Source organism: Kribbella catacumbae DSM 19601, from assembly GCF_000372465.1.
In the GTDB taxonomy this organism is placed as follows: Bacteria; Actinomycetota; Actinomycetes; order Propionibacteriales; family Kribbellaceae; genus Kribbella; species Kribbella catacumbae.
On the sequence record NZ_AQUZ01000029.1, the window covers coordinates 40,143 to 58,156 of the forward strand.

Here is an 18,014-nt window from a genome sequence, read left to right on the forward strand (position 1 = left end):
GGAACAGGCACCCGCCGTCGGCGGGTGCCTGTAGTCCTCGGCGTGCTTCTCAGCTGGCCATGCTGGCCGCGAAGCTGTAGATGCCGAAGCAGAAGATCGTGATCACGACCATCAGGATCAGGAAAAGAATCTGCTTCCAGAAGCTGTACAGGATGGCGGTCACGATTCCCATCAGAATCAGTACCAGGGCGTTGTTCTCAGTCATCGGGATCCCTCACTTCCATGGCTGACCGGCGTGCTGGTGCTTGCATTCTTGGCGGTGTGCGCTAGATTGGGGTCCCGCACCGCCTTGTCGTGCTCTGTTCTCAGTGAACAACACGGCAATTGGATGTCAATGTGCTTTATTGGCGCCGGTTGAAGCGGGTCAATGCGGCCGGTCCGGTCGCCGCAGGCGGTGTTCACCGCCGTTGGTCCTGCCAAAAGGAAGACGTTGTTGCCAATTGGCAGCGAGTTCTGCTCCGGACGGCCGGAAAAGTGCCAGAACGGCACGGTCAGCGGCCGCCGGCCTTCGCATTGCGCAGTTTCCGTTCGATCCGTTCCCGGTCGGGCATCGTGGTCGAGTGTGTGTGGTCCTCGGCGACACAGGCCATCGCCGCGGTCGCCCACTCGGCGACGTCTTCGGTGAAGGCGCCGTCGTCGATCAGCTTGGCGGCCAGGGCGGCGCAGAAGGCGTCGCGAGTGGTCGAGGACTCCTTGAACGGCGAGGAGACGGTGGGTAGCCGGTCGATCCGCGGAGCGGTCTGGGAGTAGATCAGGCCGCCGCCGTAGCCGAGCAGGCAGACCGTCCCGACGCCTCGCTCGAGCAGATGGTCGCCGACCCGGTCCGGATCGAAGCGGTCGTGACCGGCCGGAACATAGCGCTCCAGCTCCCAGGCGTGGGCGACCAGGTAGTCGATCTGGGACAGTGCCTGGCGGGAGATGCCGCCATCGGGGTACGGCTGGCCCGGGGTGACGATCACGGTCGGGCCTTTGCGCAGGTCCGGGGTGGCCAGGTCCACAGCGCGCTGGAAGGTCTCACGCGGGATCTCGAACGTGAGCAGGACCGCGTCGCAGTCGGCGATCTGGCGGGAGAGCAGGTCGAGGTCACGGACGCTGAGATTGATCACCTTGTCGTTGCGCCAGACCGCGGCGATGCTGTCGCCCAGTCTCAGCTCGAACACGCCGGTCATCGGGGTGCGCGCGCCCCGGACGATCTTCAGCAGCGAGGTGTCGACGTTCTCCTCGCGGAGGTGCTCGACAATGTCATGGCCGAACTGATCGTCGCCCAGGGCCGCGACGAGGCTGACCTTGAGCCCCAGCCGGGCCGCCGCGACGGCCTGGCTGACACCTTTGCCGCCTGGCGCGAGCCGGCAGTCGTCGGCAAGCGTGGAGGTCTCGTGCTGCGGAATCACCTTGGTCCGGAAGATGACGTCCATCACCGCTCCGCCGACGACGATGACCCGCCCGGCCGGAGACGTCCGCGGCCGGGCGGCAGGTTCAGGGCCGTCCGGTACTGCGAGTGGGTGGTTCTCCGGTTCGAGCAGTTGCCGCGCCAACTGACGCAGTACGTCGGACTCCATCGTGCCGCGCAAGGTGCGGTCGCTCGGCGGATCACCCGGCAGGAGGCCCATCGCCAGGTGCAGGTGCCGCCAATGGGTCAGGAGCGTGGCTCGGCGGCGTCCCAGGGAGTCAGCGCGGAGCGCCTGGACCACCTTGTCCTCGAGACCGTGCTGGGAGTAGACGTCACCGAGCACGCCCAGGCCCAGGATCGCGTCGGCGACGATCTGGTGGGTCCCGTCGGTCGTGTCCCGGACGCACTGGGCCACCACCTGCAGGGCGGCCAGAGCGGGATCGATGTCCTGCAGTGTCGCGAAGTCCTGGACCAAGGGCAGCCTGATCAGCGGTGCGACGTCGCTCTTCCTGGTCGTGGTCTGCAGACGCTCCAGGACCAGACCGTCACGCGCCCGGAGCTTCTCCAGCGCGTGCGTCAGCACAACGGCATCGGACGAGTCCAGTTCTTCGCGGTTGGCCATTCGCCCCCCGGCGTTGCAGTCGTGAGTCGTTCCCCAGTATCGCCAGAGAGCCGGACTCCCCGCAGCCCCTGCCGGAGTGGCGCTCCCGCGCACCCTCGCCCGTCGAGGTGCGCGCGACCTTGAGCACCCGCCAGTCGCCTGGACGGCTTTGGCGTGCCCGGCGGGTGCTCAAGGTGGTGATTGCGCCAAGGTGCGCGCGACCTTGGGCACCCGCCAGTCGCCTGGGCTGCGATTGCGTCGCTGGCGGGTGCTCAAAGATGACATGCGTCGGCGCAGGGTCAGCGGAGGGCGGTTAGCCAGCGGGCGGCTTGTTTCGCGTTTTGGAGGCGGCGTTCGTAGGTGGCGCCGACGGTGAGGAGGATCAGGCCGGCGGCGGCCAGGGTGATCCAGCGGGGGACCAAGGGCGCTACCTCCAGGAACTGCCAGAGGGCGATCTTGAGCAGGACGCCGGCGCCGATGACGAACGGTGCCTGCAGGGAGAAGCGGGTTCCGATCAGGATCACCGCGAGTGCGGCAGCTACGACGAACGTCGTCCGCAGGTAGTCGTAGTTGCTGTTGGCAATTAGCGCCGAGGGCACCAGACCGAGTAGCAGCCCGGGGCCGAGGAAGACCCAGCTCGGTTGGTTGCGCCAGCCGTAGACGCCGATCGCGAGCATCACCGCAGCCGGCGGCAGGGTGAACCACTCGATCGTGGTGGCTCCGGCGCCGAGGACGAAGGCCGTGTTGGCGACCATGAGCAGGCCACCGGCCAGGAGTAGTGCCTGTCGTCGCTCCGGACGCATGCCGTAGGCAACCAATGGAGCCGCGGCGATGGTGAGCACGATGCCGGTGCCCACAGCCTGTGACTCCATCAGTACTACGAGTTCGGCCAGGGCGACCGCGGAGGCCGCGGAACCCAGGAGAGCGCGCTCTAGTGGCACATTGGTGAAGAGGCAGGCGACGGCGACCGAGATAGCACCGACCACCGCGAGCGTGATCGCCCCGGTCCAGAGGTTGAAGAATCCGTCGAAGGTCACCAGCACGATGGCGAGCTGCGCCGCGAAGCTGGCGGTCATCGCTGCCGTCGGCGCTTGCAGCCGCTTGCGCCAGACGGCGACCAGAGCAAGCGCGGAGACGATCGCGGAGATCAGCCCGAGCTGAACGACGTCCTCCGTGAGGAAGCAGACCAAGAAGTTGATCGCAGCAACGACTATGGTCGCGGTCCACACCACCCCAGCCCGTACGCCGGTCCGCTTGGCCATCAGCAGCGCGGTCAGGGCAAGGGCGGTGGCGAGGCCGGTGCTCAGCCAGCGTCCGGCCGTGGGCAACTGGGGGAGACACGTCGCCAGGGCGAACGCGACGGCCGCAGTACAGGCGCATTCGCCGAGGCCGGCCGGGAGGGTGCGGGGGAGCTTTACCTTGCGGAGCAGGAAGACGCCGGTGATCCCGGCCAGGCAGATGACGATGGTGGTGGCGATGACGGGGAAGAGCGCTGTCGGCGAGCCGTCGAGGAAGGCCCGGAGCTCCGGGCGGGTCTCGGGTGAGTGGTGAGCGATCAGGCTGAGGAAGATTCGGACGCAGCCGGTGATCATCAGCGCCCAGAAGACGAGCGCAGCGCAGCTGGCGCCGGTGACGCGAACGACCTTGGTGCCCTTCGAGGACCAGTACAGCGTGATCGCTACCTGGATCAGCATGCCCAACAGGAAGGGGGCGAGATCGACGCGGTCGGCCAGCAGGAAGGGCAAGGGGAGTTGCCCGATGATGACGGCGGCGACACCGTACGTGATCACGCTGGGTGCGATGCGTGACATCAAGAGGTTGGTCGCGGCAACCAATCCGGCCGCCAGCCCGAAGTACGTGAGGCCGTCCATGGTCTCGGGGGAGACCAGGCCGAGCGCGCGGGCGCCGTACAGGTCGACGGTGAGCAGGCCGGTGCCGAGGATAGCGAGAGCTTCAGCCGTGCCGGCCAGTTTGTAGCGCGCGGACGGGACGGAACCGGCCAGCGCGATCGCGGCGAGGGTGGCGATGATCGATGCCTGGATCGGGACCGAGAGGCTGTCCCAGTTGACGGCGAGGAAGGTGACGCCGGCGGCGAGCAGGAGCAGTACGCCGAGGCTGAGGAGCGTTGCCTGCGGGCTCAACCGGCGCCTTGGGCGGGGCGCCTTCCGCGGCTTCGGCAGCGGGGGCGGGCGCAGAGGGCCTTGCGGGCTGGGTCGCTGAGCTTGGCGCGGCTGGAAGCCACGCGGGGGTGGGGCGGGGTGTCCGCCTTGTGCAGCAGGCGGACGGAGGGTGGCCGTCGGCGCGGCGGGAGCAGCCCACGGTGCGAACCTCGGAGTTTCCGGTGGCGCGGGTGTGGATGCAGCAGCTTGCGACGGCGGCTGCGGCTCGACGGGCGATGCAGGCGATACCGGCGACCCCTGGACGGGCGATGCAGGCGATACCGGCGGGCCCTGGACGGGAGATGCGGGCGACGGCTGGACGGGCGTCGCAGGAGACGGCGGCGACGGCGGGTGGAACGGAGTTGCCGGTGGGTGGGTGTGTGGGGTTTGTGGTGCCGGGGGCAACGGTGCCTGGTGGGGACGTGATGTCGCGGTCAGCTGGACATCCAGGTGGAGTGGCGTGTGACAGACAGGGCACTGGAAGTCGGTGGGATGGGCGTTCATCGGGCGTCCTCCTCGGTGGTCATCCTCACTATCGCCAGGCGGAACGGGTGGACGCTTGAGTACGTCTACTCAATTCGTCGCGTAGGCTGCTGCGGGTCTGCCGGTTCGAACAGATCGGCGAGGCGAACACGGGGAGCAAGATGAAGACTGGATACGTGGAGCTCGCGAGGGCTCAGCAGGAGCGATGGCAGACGGCCTACGAGCAGCATCCGAGCTTGCACGGCACGGACCCGTCGGCGGCGGCCCGGTGGACGGCGAAGCTGTTCGGTGCCGCAGGCATCGATGATGTGCTGGAGCTGGGCGCCGGCCAGGGCAGGGACGCGTTCTACCTTGCCAGGCAGGGATTCAGCGTGCACGCCACCGACTTCAGCGAGTCGGCTCTGGACCAGCTTCGGCTGGAGGCGCAGCGGGAAGGGCTGGACGACCGGGTCACCGCTGCCCTGCACGACGTCCGCGATCCGCTGCCACCGGCCGACGCGACCGTCGGCGCGGTCTACGCGAATGTCTTGCTGAACATGGCCTTTTCGCGAACCGAGCTGCGCGCCCTGGTCAACGAGATCCGCCGCGTACTGCGTCCCGGCGGGCTCTTCGTCTACACCGTCTGGTCGACCGACGACAGCCGGTACGGTAAGTCCACCGAGATCGGTGACGGCCTGTACGCCAAAGACGGATTCGCCGGCCGATTCTTCGACCTCGACCTGGTCCACGAACTCGCCGACCGCTGGGAGCTCGGCGGCGCCGACGCGTACGAGGAGAACGACAACACCTGCTGGCGAGTCACCCAAGCAAAACCCGCCCCGACAACCTGAAGTCGACTCTAGCTAATACGGCGCGCCGTGTTGCGGTGTGGTCACCAAAGCGAAAAGTTGCATTGACGAACCCGATGGGTTCCGCCAGGCTCGGTCCGCGTCTCACCTTCGACCATCGGAGAAACACCAATGCAGTGGTTTACAGAGGTCATCAAGAAGTACGCCGTGTTCAGCGGTCGCGCGCGGCGTAAAGAGTTCTGGATGTTCGCCCTGTTCAGTACGATCATCTCGATCGTTCTGGGCATTATCGACCGCGCCATCGGCACCACCTACGGCGCCGGCGACAGCGGGGTGCTGCAGTCGATCTACGGCCTGGCCGTGCTGCTGCCGACCATCGGCGTAGCGATCCGCCGGATGCACGACACCGGTCGTACCGGCTGGTGGGTGCTGATCTCGCTGGTTCCGTGTGTCGGCTGGATCATCTTCATCGTCTTCGCCGCCCAGGAGGGTGCTGCCGGGGACAACCAGTACGGTCCGGACCCGAAGGCCGCCGAGCGTTTCGGCCCCGGTGGCGAGCCGGGCTACCCGGGTTACCCGCCGGCCCCGCAGGGACCGCCGCAGGGTGGTCCGCAGGGCTGATCCACCCACGTCGTCCCGCGAACCTGGTTGAGAGACGCCGGTTCGCGGGACAGGTGGTTCGAAGGCCCGCATCCCGCAGTACGGGGTGCGGGCCTTCGTGTTGGCTAGCCTGTTTGATCGATCAGGAGGCTTGGCTGACGCTCGACATGTTGAAGTCGGGCACCAGCAGCGGCGGGGTCGCAGTACGAGAGAACTCGTCGCCCCACTCGCGGGAGAACGACGGGACCGTCGCACCGGCCGCCGTGAACCGGGCGAGCAGGTCGACCGGGCTTTCGTTGAAACGGAAGTTGTTCACGGCACCGGTCACCTCGCCGTTCTCGACCAGGTAGACGCCGTCCCGGGTGAGCCCGGTCAGCAGTAGGGTCTGCGGGTCGACCGGGCGGATGTACCACAGGCAGGTGAGCAGCAGACCGTTGTCGAGCCCGGCGACGAGGTCGTCCGTCGTACCGGTCGCGCCGTTGACCGAGAGCGCGAAGTTGTCGATCGGCGGCGTCACCGCGGGCGCACCGGTGAGCTCGGCGGTGAACCGGCTCTGCATCAGGTTCTCGAGCTTGCCGCCGCGGATCCAGTCGGTTGCGCTGAGCGTGAGGCCGTTGTCGAAGACGCTCGATGAGCCGCCGGACGACCTCGCAACCGCGAATGGGAAGGTCTCCAGCCCAGCCAGATTGGGGTCGGACCGCAGGCTGACACGATGGGGTGACAGGGCCTCGCCGATCCGGGTGCCGCCCGAGGGCTTCGAGAAGACGCTGCGACCCTCGTAGGCGTCCCGGCCTTCGAGTTGCCAGAACAGGAACGTGACGAGGTCGGCCACGGCGGCGGGCGGCAGCACGGTCGCATGCCGGCCTGGTTCCACCGAGACGGTCCGGCTGGCCCAGCCGAGCCGACGGGTGAGCTCGGTGTCGATCGCGAGCGGGTCGATGTCACTGAAGTCGCGAGTGGCCGCGCCGACCCAGGCCGACTGGCTCAGGTCACCTGACTTGCCGGTGGCCGACACGAAGCCCCGCGGAAGGCTGTGGCGCAACCGCAGTCCGGTGGACGACCCGACGTACAGGGTGACGACCTCGTGGTCGGCGAAGCCGTAGAGCCAGCGGTTCTCCTTGCCGGCCTGGGTGAGCGCCTCGCCGAGTGCGGGGGCGAATTCGGCGTACACGTTGACGGAGGTCTCGTCCGGCTCCTCGTCCCAGCCAGAGCCGACAGTGCCGTCGATGAGCGGCCGGGCGTCTTCGGCCGGGCTGGAGCTGCGTGCTGCGTCTACTGCAGCCGACACGAGCTCCCGGAGGCTGGAGTCAGTCGTGGACGAGCGGCCGACCACGCCGGCCGCAGTACCCTCGCCTGCGCCGACAGTGGCGATCACGGTGACCCTAGAGCCGCGCATGGCGCCGTTGGTGGTCAGAGTGTTGTTGGCCCAGCGCAGGTTGGCACTGGAGCTCTCAGCGACCAGTACGACGCAACCCGAGGCTCCGGCGGCCGCTGCCAGGTCTAGCCCTCGCTCGATGGTGTCCTGCGGGCTGAGCTGAATGGCGGTCGTCACCGGCCGGCCTCCTGCGTGGTGTTGAGAATGCGGACGTCGCGGAACAGAACGGACGGGCAACCGTGGCTGACGGCACCGGTCTGCCCCGGCTGGGCCTTGCCGCAGTTGAGGGCGCCACCGAGCTGGTAGGTCTCCGGGCCGCCGACTGCCTCCATCGAGCCCCAGAAGTCGGTCGTGGTGGCCTGGTAGGCCACATCCCGCAGCTGACCGTCCAGCTTGCCGTCGGTGATCTTGTAGAACCGCTGGCCGGTGAACTGGAAGTTGTACCGCTGCATGTCGATCGACCAGGACTTGTCGCCGACGATGTAGATGCCGTTCTTCACCCGGCTGATCAGCTCCTCGGTCGACGGGCCGTCCACAGCCGGCTGCAACGACACGTTGGCCATCCGCTGGATCGGGATGTGCCCGGCCGAGTCGGCGAACGCGCAACCGTTGGAGCGGCCGGTGCCGAGTCGCTCCTCGTTCACCTTCGCCATCCGCCGATCCACCTGGTAGCCGACCAGGATGCCGTCCTTGACGAGATCCCACTGCTGCCCGGCGACACCCTCGTCGTCGTACCCGATCGTGGACAGCCCGTTCTCCGCAGTACGGTCGCCGGTGACGTGCATGACTGGTGAGCCGTACTGCAGGCTGCCCAGCTTGTCGATGGTGGCGAAACTCGTACCGGCGTAGTTGGCCTCGTAGCCGAGTGCGCGATCCAGCTCGGTCGCATGGCCGATCGACTCGTGGATGGTGAGCCACAGGTTGGTCGGGTCGATCACGAGGTCGTAGCTGCCGGCCTCGACGCTCGGCGCGACCATCTTCTCGGCGAGCCAGCCGGGGATCTGGGCGAGCTCCTCATCCCAGTTCCAGCCGGTACCGGTCATGTACTCCCAACCCCGGCCGGCCGGCGGTGCGCAGCTGGCCATCGAGTCGAATCGGCCGGTCTCGGCATCCACCGCGACCGCCTCGATCGTCGGGCCGATCCGCACCCGCTGCTGCGTGGTGGAGGTGCCTTCGGAGTTCGCGTAGAACTTGCACTCGTTGATCGAGTCGACATGCGCGGTCACATGCGAGACCCCGTCGGCCTGGAGCAGCCGGTTGCTCCAGTCGGTGAGCAGGGCGACCTTCTCGGATCGCGGCAGGCTCAACGGGTCGATCTCGTACGACGAAACCCAGCTCACGTCGTCGTACACCGGCTCGTCCGCCAACTCGATCGGCTCGCTGTTGATCGGCCGCGAGACCTGAGCCATGTGCACAGCCTGCTCGGCGACGCGGACGGCCTCGTCGGTCGTCAACGCGACACCGGCGGCAAAACCCCAGGTCCCGTCGTGGATGACCCGGACGGCAAGCCCGAGATCCTCGTCATCGCGGGCACTCTCCAGCACCCCATCGCGAAGCGAGATCGACTCCGACCGGATCCGCTCCAGCCGGAACTCAGCAAACGTGGCCCCGAGATCCTTGGCCCGCTGCAACGCGGCACCGGCAAGTTCGTGACGGGGAAGGACTAGGAAGGAAGCATCGACTTCGGGCACGTGGATGACCTTATGACAGTCGGGTACTTCGCCCTGCGACACGCGGGTGTACTGGGGGTCGCGCGGCTCCTCCGTCGCCGTGCTCGTCGACGTCCAGCCCGGAGGTCCATCCCATCAAACGTCCGGTTCCTCAGGCTTCGTCAGGCGTAAGCGCCCCACGCAACCAGGCCCTTGATGGGCTGGAGCTCCGGTTCCCCCGACCAGTCGCGGAAGGGCAGCCGCCTGGCGCCCGCACGCGGTACGTCGCGCCGCAGACGGTCGTGCGCCTGGCGCCGAGAACTCCAACCTGCGTGGCGCAGACCCGTGCGGGGCCGACCTCGGCAGCTCCGACGTCGCCTTCCGGAGATCCATCCCATCAAAGCCCCGGTCGTTCAGCCTTCGCCAGGCGTGGGTGCGCCCGCGCGAGCGAGCCTTTGATGGGCTGGAGCTCTGGTTCCCCCGACCAGTCGCGGAAGGGCAGCCGCCTGGCGCCCGCAGGCCGGCAAGCGCCGTCGATCGCCGGAATCTCCCGTACTCCGGCGCGGTGCGCCAGGCGCCGGTGAGCTCCAATCCGCGCGGCGCCGGCCTGCGCGGCTCCGACGTTGCTGGCTCCCGGACGTCCAGCCCGGAGGTCCATCCCATCAAACGTCCGGTTCCGCAGGCTTCGTCAGGCGTGGGCGCTACCGCGCGGGGGGCCTTTGATGGGCTGGAGCTCCGTGTCCGGAACCATTTGCGGCCCCGCGGTGTAGAGACAATGCAGGGGATCAAAACAGGAGGCGGAATCAGCGCAAGTGACGACTCGGCGATTCTGGCTCGGGTGCGAAGCGGGGACACCGCCGCGTACGCCGAGTTGGTGATGCTGCACGCCTCGGTGGCGAAACGTACTGCCGTGTTCATGGGTGCCGGCTCCGACGCGGATGACGTAGTACAAGAGTCGTTCGTCAAGGCGTACCGCGCGTTGAACACCTTCCGGGACGGCTCCGCCTTCAGGCCGTGGTTGCTGCGGATTGTGGCTAACGAGACGCGCAATGTACTTCGGTCACGCGGGCGTCGGGCTCGCCGGGAGGAGTTGGCAGTACTGCCGGACGCTGTGCTCGATCCGGCGGATCACGCCTTGTCAGCGGAACGCCGGGCCGAGCTGTTGGCCGCAGTACGGGCTCTGCCTGAGCAGTACCGGCTGGTGGTGACGTGTCGCTACCTGCTGGAGCTAGACGAGCAGGAGACGGCCACTGTGCTCGGTTGGCCGAAGGGCACGGTCAAGTCGCGGCTGCATCGTGCTCTGGGGCGGCTGCGGACGCAACTACCGGACAAGGAGGTGCAGCGATGACCTCACTGGAAGACGACCTCCGTGCGCTCGGTCGTAGCGCCGCTGTGCCGCCTGTCGCGGAAGGGCTGGCCGCTGCCGTGCTCGAGCGAGTTGCCGAGCCCCCTGTACGCCGTACCGTCGCCGCAGCCGTCAAGGAGAAGTGGCGCGCGTTGCTGGCTCTCCTGTCGCTGCTGCTGGCCGGTGCGCTGGTTGCGCCGCCAGTGCGTGCTGCGGTGGCCGAGTGGCTCAACATCGGGGGAGTGGGGGCCGTGCAGGTGCCGAGCGGGCCGACGAGTGCGCCGGCTCCTCCCCAAGCCAGTGGTCAGCTGAGCATGGTCGAGGCGGCTAGAAAGGCTGGGTTCACTCCGGTGGTTCCCACAGCGCTAGGGGCGCCGACGGGTGTGCAGGCGTCGACAGGCTTCGTCGCCATGAGCTGGGAGACGGCAGATGGCGTAGTACGGCTGGAGCAGTTCCAGGCTGAGCCGTCGCCGCTGTACTTCAAGAAGTACTACTCCGAGTTGGAGCACGTGCCGGAGATCGACGGGTTCTGGTTCAGCACGCCGCATGAGCTCGTGCTGATGAAGCAGACCGGCGAAGAACAGAGGGTCAGGGTGGCAGGACCGACGCTCGTCTGGGTGCGCAACGGCATCACCTTCCGCCTCGAAGGCATGCCCGACAAGAACCGCGCGACCGAGCTGGCCCGCTAATTGGGAACCGGACCAAGCGCGGCGGTGTATCTAGAGCAGTCGATAGGAGACCGCCATGAACCGCTGGGTACGCCGTACCGTCCTGCTGATCGTGTTGGGCATCGTGGGAGTCGGCGCGCTGCCGGCCCAGGCCGGTGGGCCGACCAGTGTGCTGCTGCGCGCGGGGGACATCGGCAAGGTGGCTGCCATCAGCTACCAGGACAAGGCGTACAGCGAACTGGAGCAGCTGCTCAACGCGGAATCGCGGGACATCCCGGGCGAGGACAGCCACGAGATCGGCCCCTCCATCCAGGTGAGCTGGCTGCTCCACGACATCAAGGCTTGGCGAGTGGACACGATCTACCCGGACGCGCCCGGCGGCCCCTGGATAGCGACCACCGAGGGCCTGAATGACCAAGGCCAATTGCCGGAGAAGCCGGTCTGGCACCGCGCTACCGACGACGTGCAACTGGTCAAGTTCCTCGTCTCGCTCGACCTGCTCCATGGCACACGCAAAGACGGCGGCCCGACCACCCTCCCGCAGCCCGCACCGCAGATCCCACCAGAGGCCGCCGCCGTCGACGACACCCCGACCACCGCACTCAAGATCGAAGAGAAACCCCTCCTCGGCTGGCGCTGGTCGATCCCCGGCTTCCTCCTCGGCGCAGCCATCGCCTACCTCGCCCTCCGCTACCTCCCGCGCCGCAACTGGCAGCTAATCGACGAGGAGTAACCCAGCGAGCTGGTCGACCAGCCCGGCCGGATGCAGCCCAAGCGAGTCGAGCTCATCCGGCCCGGCCCACACCAACTCAAAGCTGTTGGTGTCGCAGTGCTCTTCCGCCTCCGGACCTGACAACTCGGCCTTCCCCGTCACGCCGTGCATCAGGAAGTAGTACGCCGGCCTGCCGTTGTGCAACCCGGTCCAGAGCAGCCGGTCGATGGCCGCGGTGAGGGTGGTCTCCTCCGCAAGCTCCCGAACCGCCGCTGTCTCCGCGTCTTCATCCGCCTCGACATGCCCGCCCGGCAGTACGGCGTACCGATGTCCGGCGCACTCCGGTCCCGGAGATCCGCTGTCCTCGCACATGACGCAGTCCAGAGCCCGTCTCTGCTTCAAATACCGCTTGATCACCAGCACTTCGCCACCGTCGACCACAACAGCAACCGCCCTCGGAATCGCCATGCCGACACGCTGCCAGGCGGCACCGACAGAAACTCTTGCGGGTGGACTGACATTCTCAACATTCAAGATGGGACCCGGATGGTGGGAGACTCTGGCCTACCGTCATTCGGCTTGGGTTCAAGTCCATCGTTGTCAGGAGTGCTCGTGAGTTCCTCGGTCCCTGCGGCCGTCTCACCGACCCGCCAGGCCCTGCGCCGTGTCCGGCGGGACCGGAGTGCCCGGCTGGGGGCTTGGCTGGTGATCGGCCTGATCGTGATCGCGGCCCTGGCGCCGCTGCTGGTCAGACTGGCCGGGCAGGACGCCTATACCTACAACATCGGGCTGCTCGACCCGGCTCGTGGCAACGCCCCGAGTGGCACGGCCGGTGGCGTCAGCGGCGACCACTGGTTCGGGGTCGAGCCACTGACCGGCCGCGACCTGTTCTCGATCGTCGTACTCGGTCTGCGCACCTCGCTGTTCATCGCGGCCGTGTGCACCGTGGTGACGACAGTGGTCGGCACCCTGGTCGGGATCAGCGCCGCGTACTTCGGCGGCTGGTACGACGCCATCGTGTCGCGACTGCTCGACTTCCTCTTCGGCTTCCCGCAACTCGTCTTCATGATTGCCCTGGGCATCATCGTGCCGGCCGGCTTCCCGCGCTGGCTGCTGCTCATCCTGGTGATCAGCGTGTTCGGCTGGGCCGGCCTCGCGCGGCTGATCCGCAACCAGGCCAGGTCGCTGGTCACTCGCGAGTTCGTCGAGGCGGCCCGCAGCGTCGGCTCCAGCGGCTGGCATGTGATCACCCGCGAACTCCTGCCGAACCTGCTCGGCCCAGTCCTCGTCGTCGCCACCATGGCCGTGCCCGGCTACATCGGGCTCGAGGCCGCGCTGTCGTTCCTCGGCGTCGGAGTACCACCGCCGACACCCAGTCTCGGGCGGTCGATCTCGGACTCGATCGTCTGGGTCTACACCGGTACCGACCCGTGGTTCCTGTTCTTCCCGGGCGCGATGCTGTTCCTCGCCGTCCTCGGATTCACCTTGCTGGGCGACGGTATCCGCGACGCCTTCGACGTCCGGCTGCGGAGGGCGACCTGATGCCTGACCTGGTGTGGTTCCTGATCCGCAGGTTGTTCGCGACAGTGCTGGTCCTGCTCGCCCTCAGCCTCGCCGTCTACTTGATCTTCTACGCCCTCCCCGCCGACCCGGCCCGACTTGGCTGCGGCAAGCCCTGTACGCCGGACCGGCTCGAGCAGGCGCGCCACTTCATGCAGCTGGACCAGAGCACCATCCAGCAGTACCTCGCATTCCTCCGTGGCATCGTCGTCGGCCGCACGTACGGCGAGGGCGGCGCGGCCGTCCACTGCGACGCACCCTGCTTCGGTTACTCGTTCCCGCTGGCCCGCCCGGTCACCACGCTGATCCTCGACCGGCTTCCGATCACCGCATCTATCGCGCTCGGGGCAGCGGTGATCTGGCTTATCGTCGGCGTCTCGCTCGGTGTCGGCGCGGCCCTCAAACGGGGCAAGCTGTTCGACAAGCTGGCCGTCGGCCTGGCACTGATCGGTGTCGCGTCGCCGTCGTTCCTGGTCGGCCTGCTGGCCATCCTCGTCTTCGGGTTTTGGCTGAACATGGTGCCGGTCAACGGTTATGTGCCATTCACGGAGAGCCCGGTCGACTGGGCCTGGCACCTGATCATGCCGTGGCTGGTGCTCGCGGCGCTCTCGTCCGCGTCGTACATCCGGCTGACCCGCGCGCAGATGCTCGAGGAGATGAATCTCGACCACGTGACCACCGCCCGAGCGAAGGGTGCCGGCGAACGAAGAGTGGTCCTCGTGCACGGGTTGCGTGGCGTGCTCGTGCCGATCGTGACCATCTTCGGGCTCGATCTGGGCAGCCTGCTCGGCGGCGCGATCCTGACCGAGAAGGTGTTCAGCATGCAAGGGCTGGGGGAGTTGCTGATCAGCGGCGTCAGCCAGGTCGACGTGGCCGTGGTGGTCGGCGTGACGCTGTTCTCGGCGTTCCTGGTGATCATCGCGAATCTGGTGGTCGACCTGCTGCACGGAGTACTCGACCCGAGGGTGACCCATGGCTGACCGTCCTGTCCTCGAGGTTCACGACCTGCACGTCACCTTCCGGACCGAAGGCGGCTTGGTGCCCGCCGTGGCCGGCATCGACTTCGCCGTCGCACCCGGCAAGACACTGGCGATCGTCGGCGAGTCCGGTTCCGGCAAGAGCGTCTCGTCGGCAGCGGTGATGGGTCTGCTGCCCAGCAACGCGGACGTCAAAGGCGAGGTGTTGCTCGACGGGCGCGAGCTCGTCGGCCTGCCCAACGACGAACTGCGCAAGATCCGCGGCAACGACATCGCGCTGGTCTTCCAGGACGCACTCTCCGCGCTCAACCCGTACTACAGCGTCGGCTGGCAGGTCGCCGAGGCGTACCGGCTGCACCACGACGTCTCCAAGAAGGAAGCGCTCGAACGCGCCGTGCGGATGCTCGACCTGGTCGGCATCCCGGCGGCCAAGGCCCGGGCCAAGGACTACCCGCACGAGTTCTCCGGGGGAATGCGGCAGCGGGTCGTGATTGCTATGGCTTTGGTGAACGACCCCAAGGTCCTGATCGCGGACGAGCCGACGACCGCGCTCGACGTCACCGTGCAGGCCCAGATCATGCGGCTGCTCGAAGACGTGCAGACGGAGTTCGGTACTGCGCTCGTGCTCATCTCGCACGACCTCGGAGTCGTCGCGGAGGTCGCGGACGACGTACTGGTCATGTACGCCGGTCGCGCGGCCGAGCATGGTTCGGTGAAGGACCTGTTCTATCGGGCGGCGCATCCGTACAGCCTCGGGTTGCTCGGCGCGATGCCGCGGGTCGACGTACCGCCGCGGCATCGGCTGACCACGATCCCCGGCAGTCCGCCGTCGCCCGGTTCGGTCAAGACCGGCTGCCCGTTCCAGCCGCGCTGCGCCTACACCGAGCGCGTGGGGGAGCGGTGCATCACCGAGCGCCCCGAGCTCACCCCCAGGCCCGGCGAGGGCAATCACGAAGCCGCCTGCCATCTCGGCCGCCGACCGGAGGTCGCGCCATGACCGAGGCCTCATCCAAGTCCGCGACGCCAAAAGACGAGCTGCTCCGACTCGACGGCGTGAAGAAGTACTTCGGCCTGGGCACCGCACCCTGGCAGCGGTCGCAGTCGGTGAAGGCCGTCGACGGCATCGATTTCGTCGTACGCCGAGGCGAAACCGTCGGCCTGGTCGGCGAATCGGGTTCGGGCAAATCCACCCTCGCCCGGCTCTCCACCAGACTCCTCGACCCCACCGCGGGCAAGGTCTCGATCGGCGGCCAGGACGTCACCAAGTGGCGTGGCCGCCGGCTCCGCCCGGTCCGCCGGAAGATCCAGATGGTCTTCCAGGACCCGCAGGCCTCGCTCAACCCACGGCAGTCCGTCGGCACGATCCTCACCACACCGTTCCGGGCGCAGGGGATCCGCCCGACCCGCGCGCAACTGGTCGAGCTGCTCAGCCAGGTCGGTCTGTCCGAGGAACACCTGGAGCGCTACCCGCACGAGTTCTCGGGTGGTCAGCGGCAGCGGATCGGAATCGCGAGAGCGCTTGCTGTGAAGCCCGATCTGCTCGTCTGCGATGAGCCGGTGTCGGCGCTCGACGTGTCGGTCCAGGCGCAGGTGCTCAATCTGCTGGCCGACCTGAAGGATGAGCTCGGCCTGTCCTACGTGCTGGTCGCGCATGACCTCGCCGTGGTTCGCCAGGTCGCCGACCGGCTCGCGGTGATGTACCTCGGCACGATCGTGGAGGAAGGCCCGGCGGCCGAGGTCTACTCGTCTCCGGCTCATCCCTACACGCGCGCGCTGCTGTCCGCAGTACCGGTGCCTGAGCCTGGTGCGGTCCGGGACCGGATCGTGTTGACCGGTGATGTGCCGACGCCGATCGATCCGCCTTCCGGGTGTCCGTTCCGGACTCGGTGCTACAAGGCCGAGGACGTCTGCGCGACGACCCGGCCGGTACTCGAACCCGTTGCCGGCGGCGACCATCGGGCCGCCTGCTACTTCCCCGAAGCCCCCCTTGAACTCTCGAACCCCCCACTGTCGGAGAGGACACAATGAAACGCACTACCCAAGCGGTCGCAGTCGCGGCCGCACTGGCGTTAGCTGTCACCGCATGCAACGCCAACGACAAGTCCACTCCGAGCGGTAGCGGAACAGCGGCCGCCGAGCAGGGCGGCACCCTCAACCTCCTCACCACCAGCAAGGAGATCAGCCTCGACCCGGCCAAGAGCCAGAACCTCGGGACGAGCACGATCCACCTGGTGCTGCGCGGCCTCACGTCGTGGAAGACCTCCACGGACAAGGCCGCCGAGGTAGTCCCTGACCTGGCCACCGACACCGGCCAGGTCAGCGACGGCGGCAAGACCTGGACGTACAAGCTGAAGCCGAACCTCAAGTACGCCGACGGCTCGCCGATCGTTGCCGCCGACATCAAGTACGGCATCGAGCGCTCCTTCGCTCCCGAGCTGAGCGGCGGTCTCGGCTACCACAAGTCGCTGCTGGCCGGCGCCGAGAAGTACACCGGCCCGTACAAGGGCGGGCAGCTCGCCTCGATCGAGACGCCGGACGACACCACCATCGTCTTCAAGCTGAACAAGGCGTTCGGTAACTGGCCCTGGATCGTCAGCATGCCGGCCTTCTCGCCGGTGCCGAAGAAGGCCGACACCGACCCGGCCCACTACGGCGAGAAGCCTGTTGCCAGCGGCCCCTATCAGGTCAAGTCGTACGCGCCGGGCTCGAAGCTCGAGCTGGAGCGCAACCCGGCCTGGGACAAGGGATCCGACCCGGCCCGGACCGGTCTGCCGGACTCGATCGTCTACGCGATGGGTCTGCAGCCTGACGTAATCAACCAGCGGCTGATCGCGGACTCCGGCGACGACAAGTTCGCCGCCACCACCGGTACGTCGGTACCGGCCGCGCTGATCCCGACAGTCACGGGCAACCCGGCGGTGAAGGCGCGCGTCGCCACCTCGCCGTCCGGCGCGCTGCAGTACCTCGCGATGAACAACAAGCGCCCGGCGCTGGCGAACGTGGAGGTCCGCAAGGCGATCCAGTACGCCGTCGACAAGCAGGCTGTCCAGATCGCCGAGGGCGGTCCGGAGTTCGGTGGCGAGATCGCCAGCACGCTGATCACCCCCGGCATGGACGGCTACGCCAAGTACAACCTGTACGAAGCCCCGCCGGCCGGTGACCCCGACAAGGCGAAGTCGATGCTCGCGGCGGCGGGCGTCAGCAACCTCAACCTGGTCCTCGCTGTCGACTCCGACCAGCCCACCGGCCTCCCGGTCGCACAGGCGATCCAGCAGGGCCTGAAGCGGGCCGGTATCACCGTCACCCTCAAGCCGATGGCCAACGAGCCGTTGACCGAACTGGTCACCGGCCCGAAGGGCGACTACGACCTCACCGTGTCGAGCTGGCTGCCGGACTTCCCGAGCGCGATCGGCAACATCCAGCCGCTGTTCGCGACGTCGGAGATCGGCAACGGCGGGTACAACATGTCCCGGTACTCCAACCCGGTCGTGGACACCGCCATCAACGCCGCGACGGGCGAGGCGGACCACGCCAAGGCCGCCGGCATGTGGGGCGCCCTGGACAAGCAGATCATGGCCGACGCGCCGCTGGTCCCGCTGATCTACGCCCGCAACGCGTTCCTGCACGGCTCGAAGGTGCAGAACTTCTACCTGCCGCCGTACCCGCCGTACCCGAACGTCCTGATCGTCGGCCTCAGCAAGTAACAG

Annotated in this window: 16 protein-coding genes; 10 read left to right on the forward strand and 6 right to left on the reverse strand. The window is 67.6% G+C overall.

The features are described from left to right. Positions 1–49: 49 nt before the first annotated feature. From A3ES_RS54335 to A3ES_RS0126965, 3 genes are all read right to left on the reverse strand, one after another. Positions 50–205: a hypothetical protein gene (locus tag A3ES_RS54335; RefSeq protein WP_020389956.1), complete on the reverse strand. Its 156-nt coding sequence runs from the start codon at positions 203–205 to the stop codon at positions 50–52. 286 nt (positions 206–491) lie between these two features. Continuing rightward, the gene (locus A3ES_RS0126960; protein WP_020389957.1) at positions 492–2,012 is read right to left on the reverse strand and encodes a carbohydrate kinase family protein; all 1,521 of its coding nucleotides are present in this window, start codon (positions 2,010–2,012) and stop codon (positions 492–494) included. 278 nt (positions 2,013–2,290) lie between these two features. After that, positions 2,291–4,132 (reverse strand): SCO7613 C-terminal domain-containing membrane protein, encoded by a 1,842-nt coding sequence (locus A3ES_RS0126965; protein ID WP_020389958.1) that lies wholly within the window; start codon positions 4,130–4,132, stop codon positions 2,291–2,293. Positions 4,133–4,794: 662 nt separating this feature from the next. Here A3ES_RS0126965 and A3ES_RS0126970 point away from each other — a divergent pair. Together A3ES_RS0126970 and A3ES_RS48630 are read left to right on the forward strand one after the other, a co-directional pair. Continuing rightward, entirely contained in the window at positions 4,795–5,463 is a 669-nt protein-coding gene (locus A3ES_RS0126970) for a class I SAM-dependent methyltransferase (protein WP_026163230.1), read from the forward strand. A 129-nt stretch (positions 5,464–5,592) separates the two neighbouring features. Next, the gene (locus tag A3ES_RS48630) at positions 5,593–6,042 is read left to right on the forward strand and encodes a DUF805 domain-containing protein (protein ID WP_020389960.1); all 450 of its coding nucleotides are present in this window, start codon (positions 5,593–5,595) and stop codon (positions 6,040–6,042) included. Positions 6,043–6,163: 121 nt separating this feature from the next. Here A3ES_RS48630 and A3ES_RS0126980 read toward each other — a convergent pair whose 3' ends face one another. Beyond that, positions 6,164–7,573, reverse strand: a complete 1,410-nt coding sequence (locus A3ES_RS0126980; protein ID WP_020389961.1) for a metallopeptidase TldD-related protein — start codon at positions 7,571–7,573, stop codon at positions 6,164–6,166. Continuing rightward, positions 7,570–9,087: a TldD/PmbA family protein gene (locus A3ES_RS0126985; protein WP_051084822.1), complete on the reverse strand. Its 1,518-nt coding sequence runs from the start codon at positions 9,085–9,087 to the stop codon at positions 7,570–7,572. The genes A3ES_RS0126980 and A3ES_RS0126985 overlap by 4 nt, the downstream gene beginning before the upstream one ends. A 796-nt stretch (positions 9,088–9,883) precedes the next feature. Between A3ES_RS0126985 and A3ES_RS0126990 the strand changes: the two genes are divergently transcribed. From A3ES_RS0126990 to A3ES_RS0127000, 3 genes are read left to right on the forward strand one after another with little or no spacing between them, the layout of a single operon-like run. Next, complete coding sequence (locus A3ES_RS0126990; RefSeq protein ID WP_237745062.1) at positions 9,884–10,393, forward strand: RNA polymerase sigma factor; 510 nt, start codon at positions 9,884–9,886, stop codon at positions 10,391–10,393. Further along, positions 10,390–11,079, forward strand: a complete 690-nt coding sequence (locus A3ES_RS0126995) for a hypothetical protein (RefSeq protein WP_020389964.1) — start codon at positions 10,390–10,392, stop codon at positions 11,077–11,079. Before A3ES_RS0126990 ends, A3ES_RS0126995 begins: the two co-directional genes overlap by 4 nt. 55 nt (positions 11,080–11,134) lie before the next feature. Further along, complete coding sequence (locus tag A3ES_RS0127000; protein ID WP_020389965.1) at positions 11,135–11,791, forward strand: hypothetical protein; 657 nt, start codon at positions 11,135–11,137, stop codon at positions 11,789–11,791. Here the strand turns inward: A3ES_RS0127000 and A3ES_RS0127005 are convergent. Further along, the gene (locus A3ES_RS0127005; protein WP_040455700.1) at positions 11,774–12,238 is read right to left on the reverse strand and encodes an NUDIX hydrolase; all 465 of its coding nucleotides are present in this window, start codon (positions 12,236–12,238) and stop codon (positions 11,774–11,776) included. The genes A3ES_RS0127000 and A3ES_RS0127005 overlap by 18 nt on opposite strands. Positions 12,239–12,382: 144 nt before the next feature. On the opposite strand from A3ES_RS0127005, the gene A3ES_RS0127010 reads away from it, so the two are divergent. The 5 genes from A3ES_RS0127010 to A3ES_RS0127030 are packed head-to-tail and all read left to right on the forward strand — an operon-like array spanning position 12,383 to position 18,011. Next, positions 12,383–13,312: an ABC transporter permease gene (locus tag A3ES_RS0127010; protein ID WP_020389967.1), complete on the forward strand. Its 930-nt coding sequence runs from the start codon at positions 12,383–12,385 to the stop codon at positions 13,310–13,312. Further along, positions 13,312–14,310, forward strand: a complete 999-nt coding sequence (locus A3ES_RS0127015; RefSeq protein ID WP_020389968.1) for an ABC transporter permease — start codon at positions 13,312–13,314, stop codon at positions 14,308–14,310. The genes A3ES_RS0127010 and A3ES_RS0127015 overlap by 1 nt, the downstream gene beginning before the upstream one ends. Further along, positions 14,303–15,304 (forward strand): ABC transporter ATP-binding protein, encoded by a 1,002-nt coding sequence (locus A3ES_RS0127020; RefSeq protein WP_020389969.1) that lies wholly within the window; start codon positions 14,303–14,305, stop codon positions 15,302–15,304. Before A3ES_RS0127015 ends, A3ES_RS0127020 begins: the two co-directional genes overlap by 8 nt. Beyond that, positions 15,301–16,335 carry an ABC transporter ATP-binding protein gene (locus A3ES_RS0127025; protein ID WP_020389970.1) on the forward strand — a complete coding sequence of 345 codons (1,035 nt, stop codon included), beginning with the start codon at positions 15,301–15,303 and terminating at the stop codon, positions 16,333–16,335. Before A3ES_RS0127020 ends, A3ES_RS0127025 begins: the two co-directional genes overlap by 4 nt. Next, positions 16,332–18,011 carry an ABC transporter substrate-binding protein gene (locus A3ES_RS0127030; RefSeq protein ID WP_020389971.1) on the forward strand — a complete coding sequence of 560 codons (1,680 nt, stop codon included), beginning with the start codon at positions 16,332–16,334 and terminating at the stop codon, positions 18,009–18,011. Before A3ES_RS0127025 ends, A3ES_RS0127030 begins: the two co-directional genes overlap by 4 nt. Positions 18,012–18,014: the final 3 nt, after the last annotated feature.

Excerpts from the sequence above, each read along its gene's own strand:
- A3ES_RS0127015 (WP_020389968.1), top strand. The coding sequence starts at position 13,312 with ATGCCTGACCTGGTGTGGTTCCTGATCCGCAGGTTGTTCGCGACAGTG.
- A3ES_RS0127005 (WP_040455700.1), bottom strand. The coding sequence starts at position 12,238 with ATGGCGATTCCGAGGGCGGTTGCTGTTGTGGTCGACGGTGGCGAAGTG.
- A3ES_RS48630 (WP_020389960.1), top strand. The coding sequence starts at position 5,593 with ATGCAGTGGTTTACAGAGGTCATCAAGAAGTACGCCGTGTTCAGCGGT.
- A3ES_RS0126960 (WP_020389957.1), bottom strand. The coding sequence starts at position 2,012 with ATGGCCAACCGCGAAGAACTGGACTCGTCCGATGCCGTTGTGCTGACG.
- A3ES_RS0127020 (WP_020389969.1), top strand. The coding sequence starts at position 14,303 with ATGGCTGACCGTCCTGTCCTCGAGGTTCACGACCTGCACGTCACCTTC.
- A3ES_RS0127025 (WP_020389970.1), top strand. The coding sequence starts at position 15,301 with ATGACCGAGGCCTCATCCAAGTCCGCGACGCCAAAAGACGAGCTGCTC.
- A3ES_RS0127000 (WP_020389965.1), top strand. The coding sequence starts at position 11,135 with ATGAACCGCTGGGTACGCCGTACCGTCCTGCTGATCGTGTTGGGCATC.
- A3ES_RS0126970 (WP_026163230.1), top strand. The coding sequence starts at position 4,795 with ATGAAGACTGGATACGTGGAGCTCGCGAGGGCTCAGCAGGAGCGATGG.
- A3ES_RS54335 (WP_020389956.1), bottom strand. The coding sequence starts at position 205 with ATGACTGAGAACAACGCCCTGGTACTGATTCTGATGGGAATCGTGACC.
- A3ES_RS0127030 (WP_020389971.1), top strand. The coding sequence starts at position 16,332 with ATGAAACGCACTACCCAAGCGGTCGCAGTCGCGGCCGCACTGGCGTTA.
- A3ES_RS0126995 (WP_020389964.1), top strand. The coding sequence starts at position 10,390 with ATGACCTCACTGGAAGACGACCTCCGTGCGCTCGGTCGTAGCGCCGCT.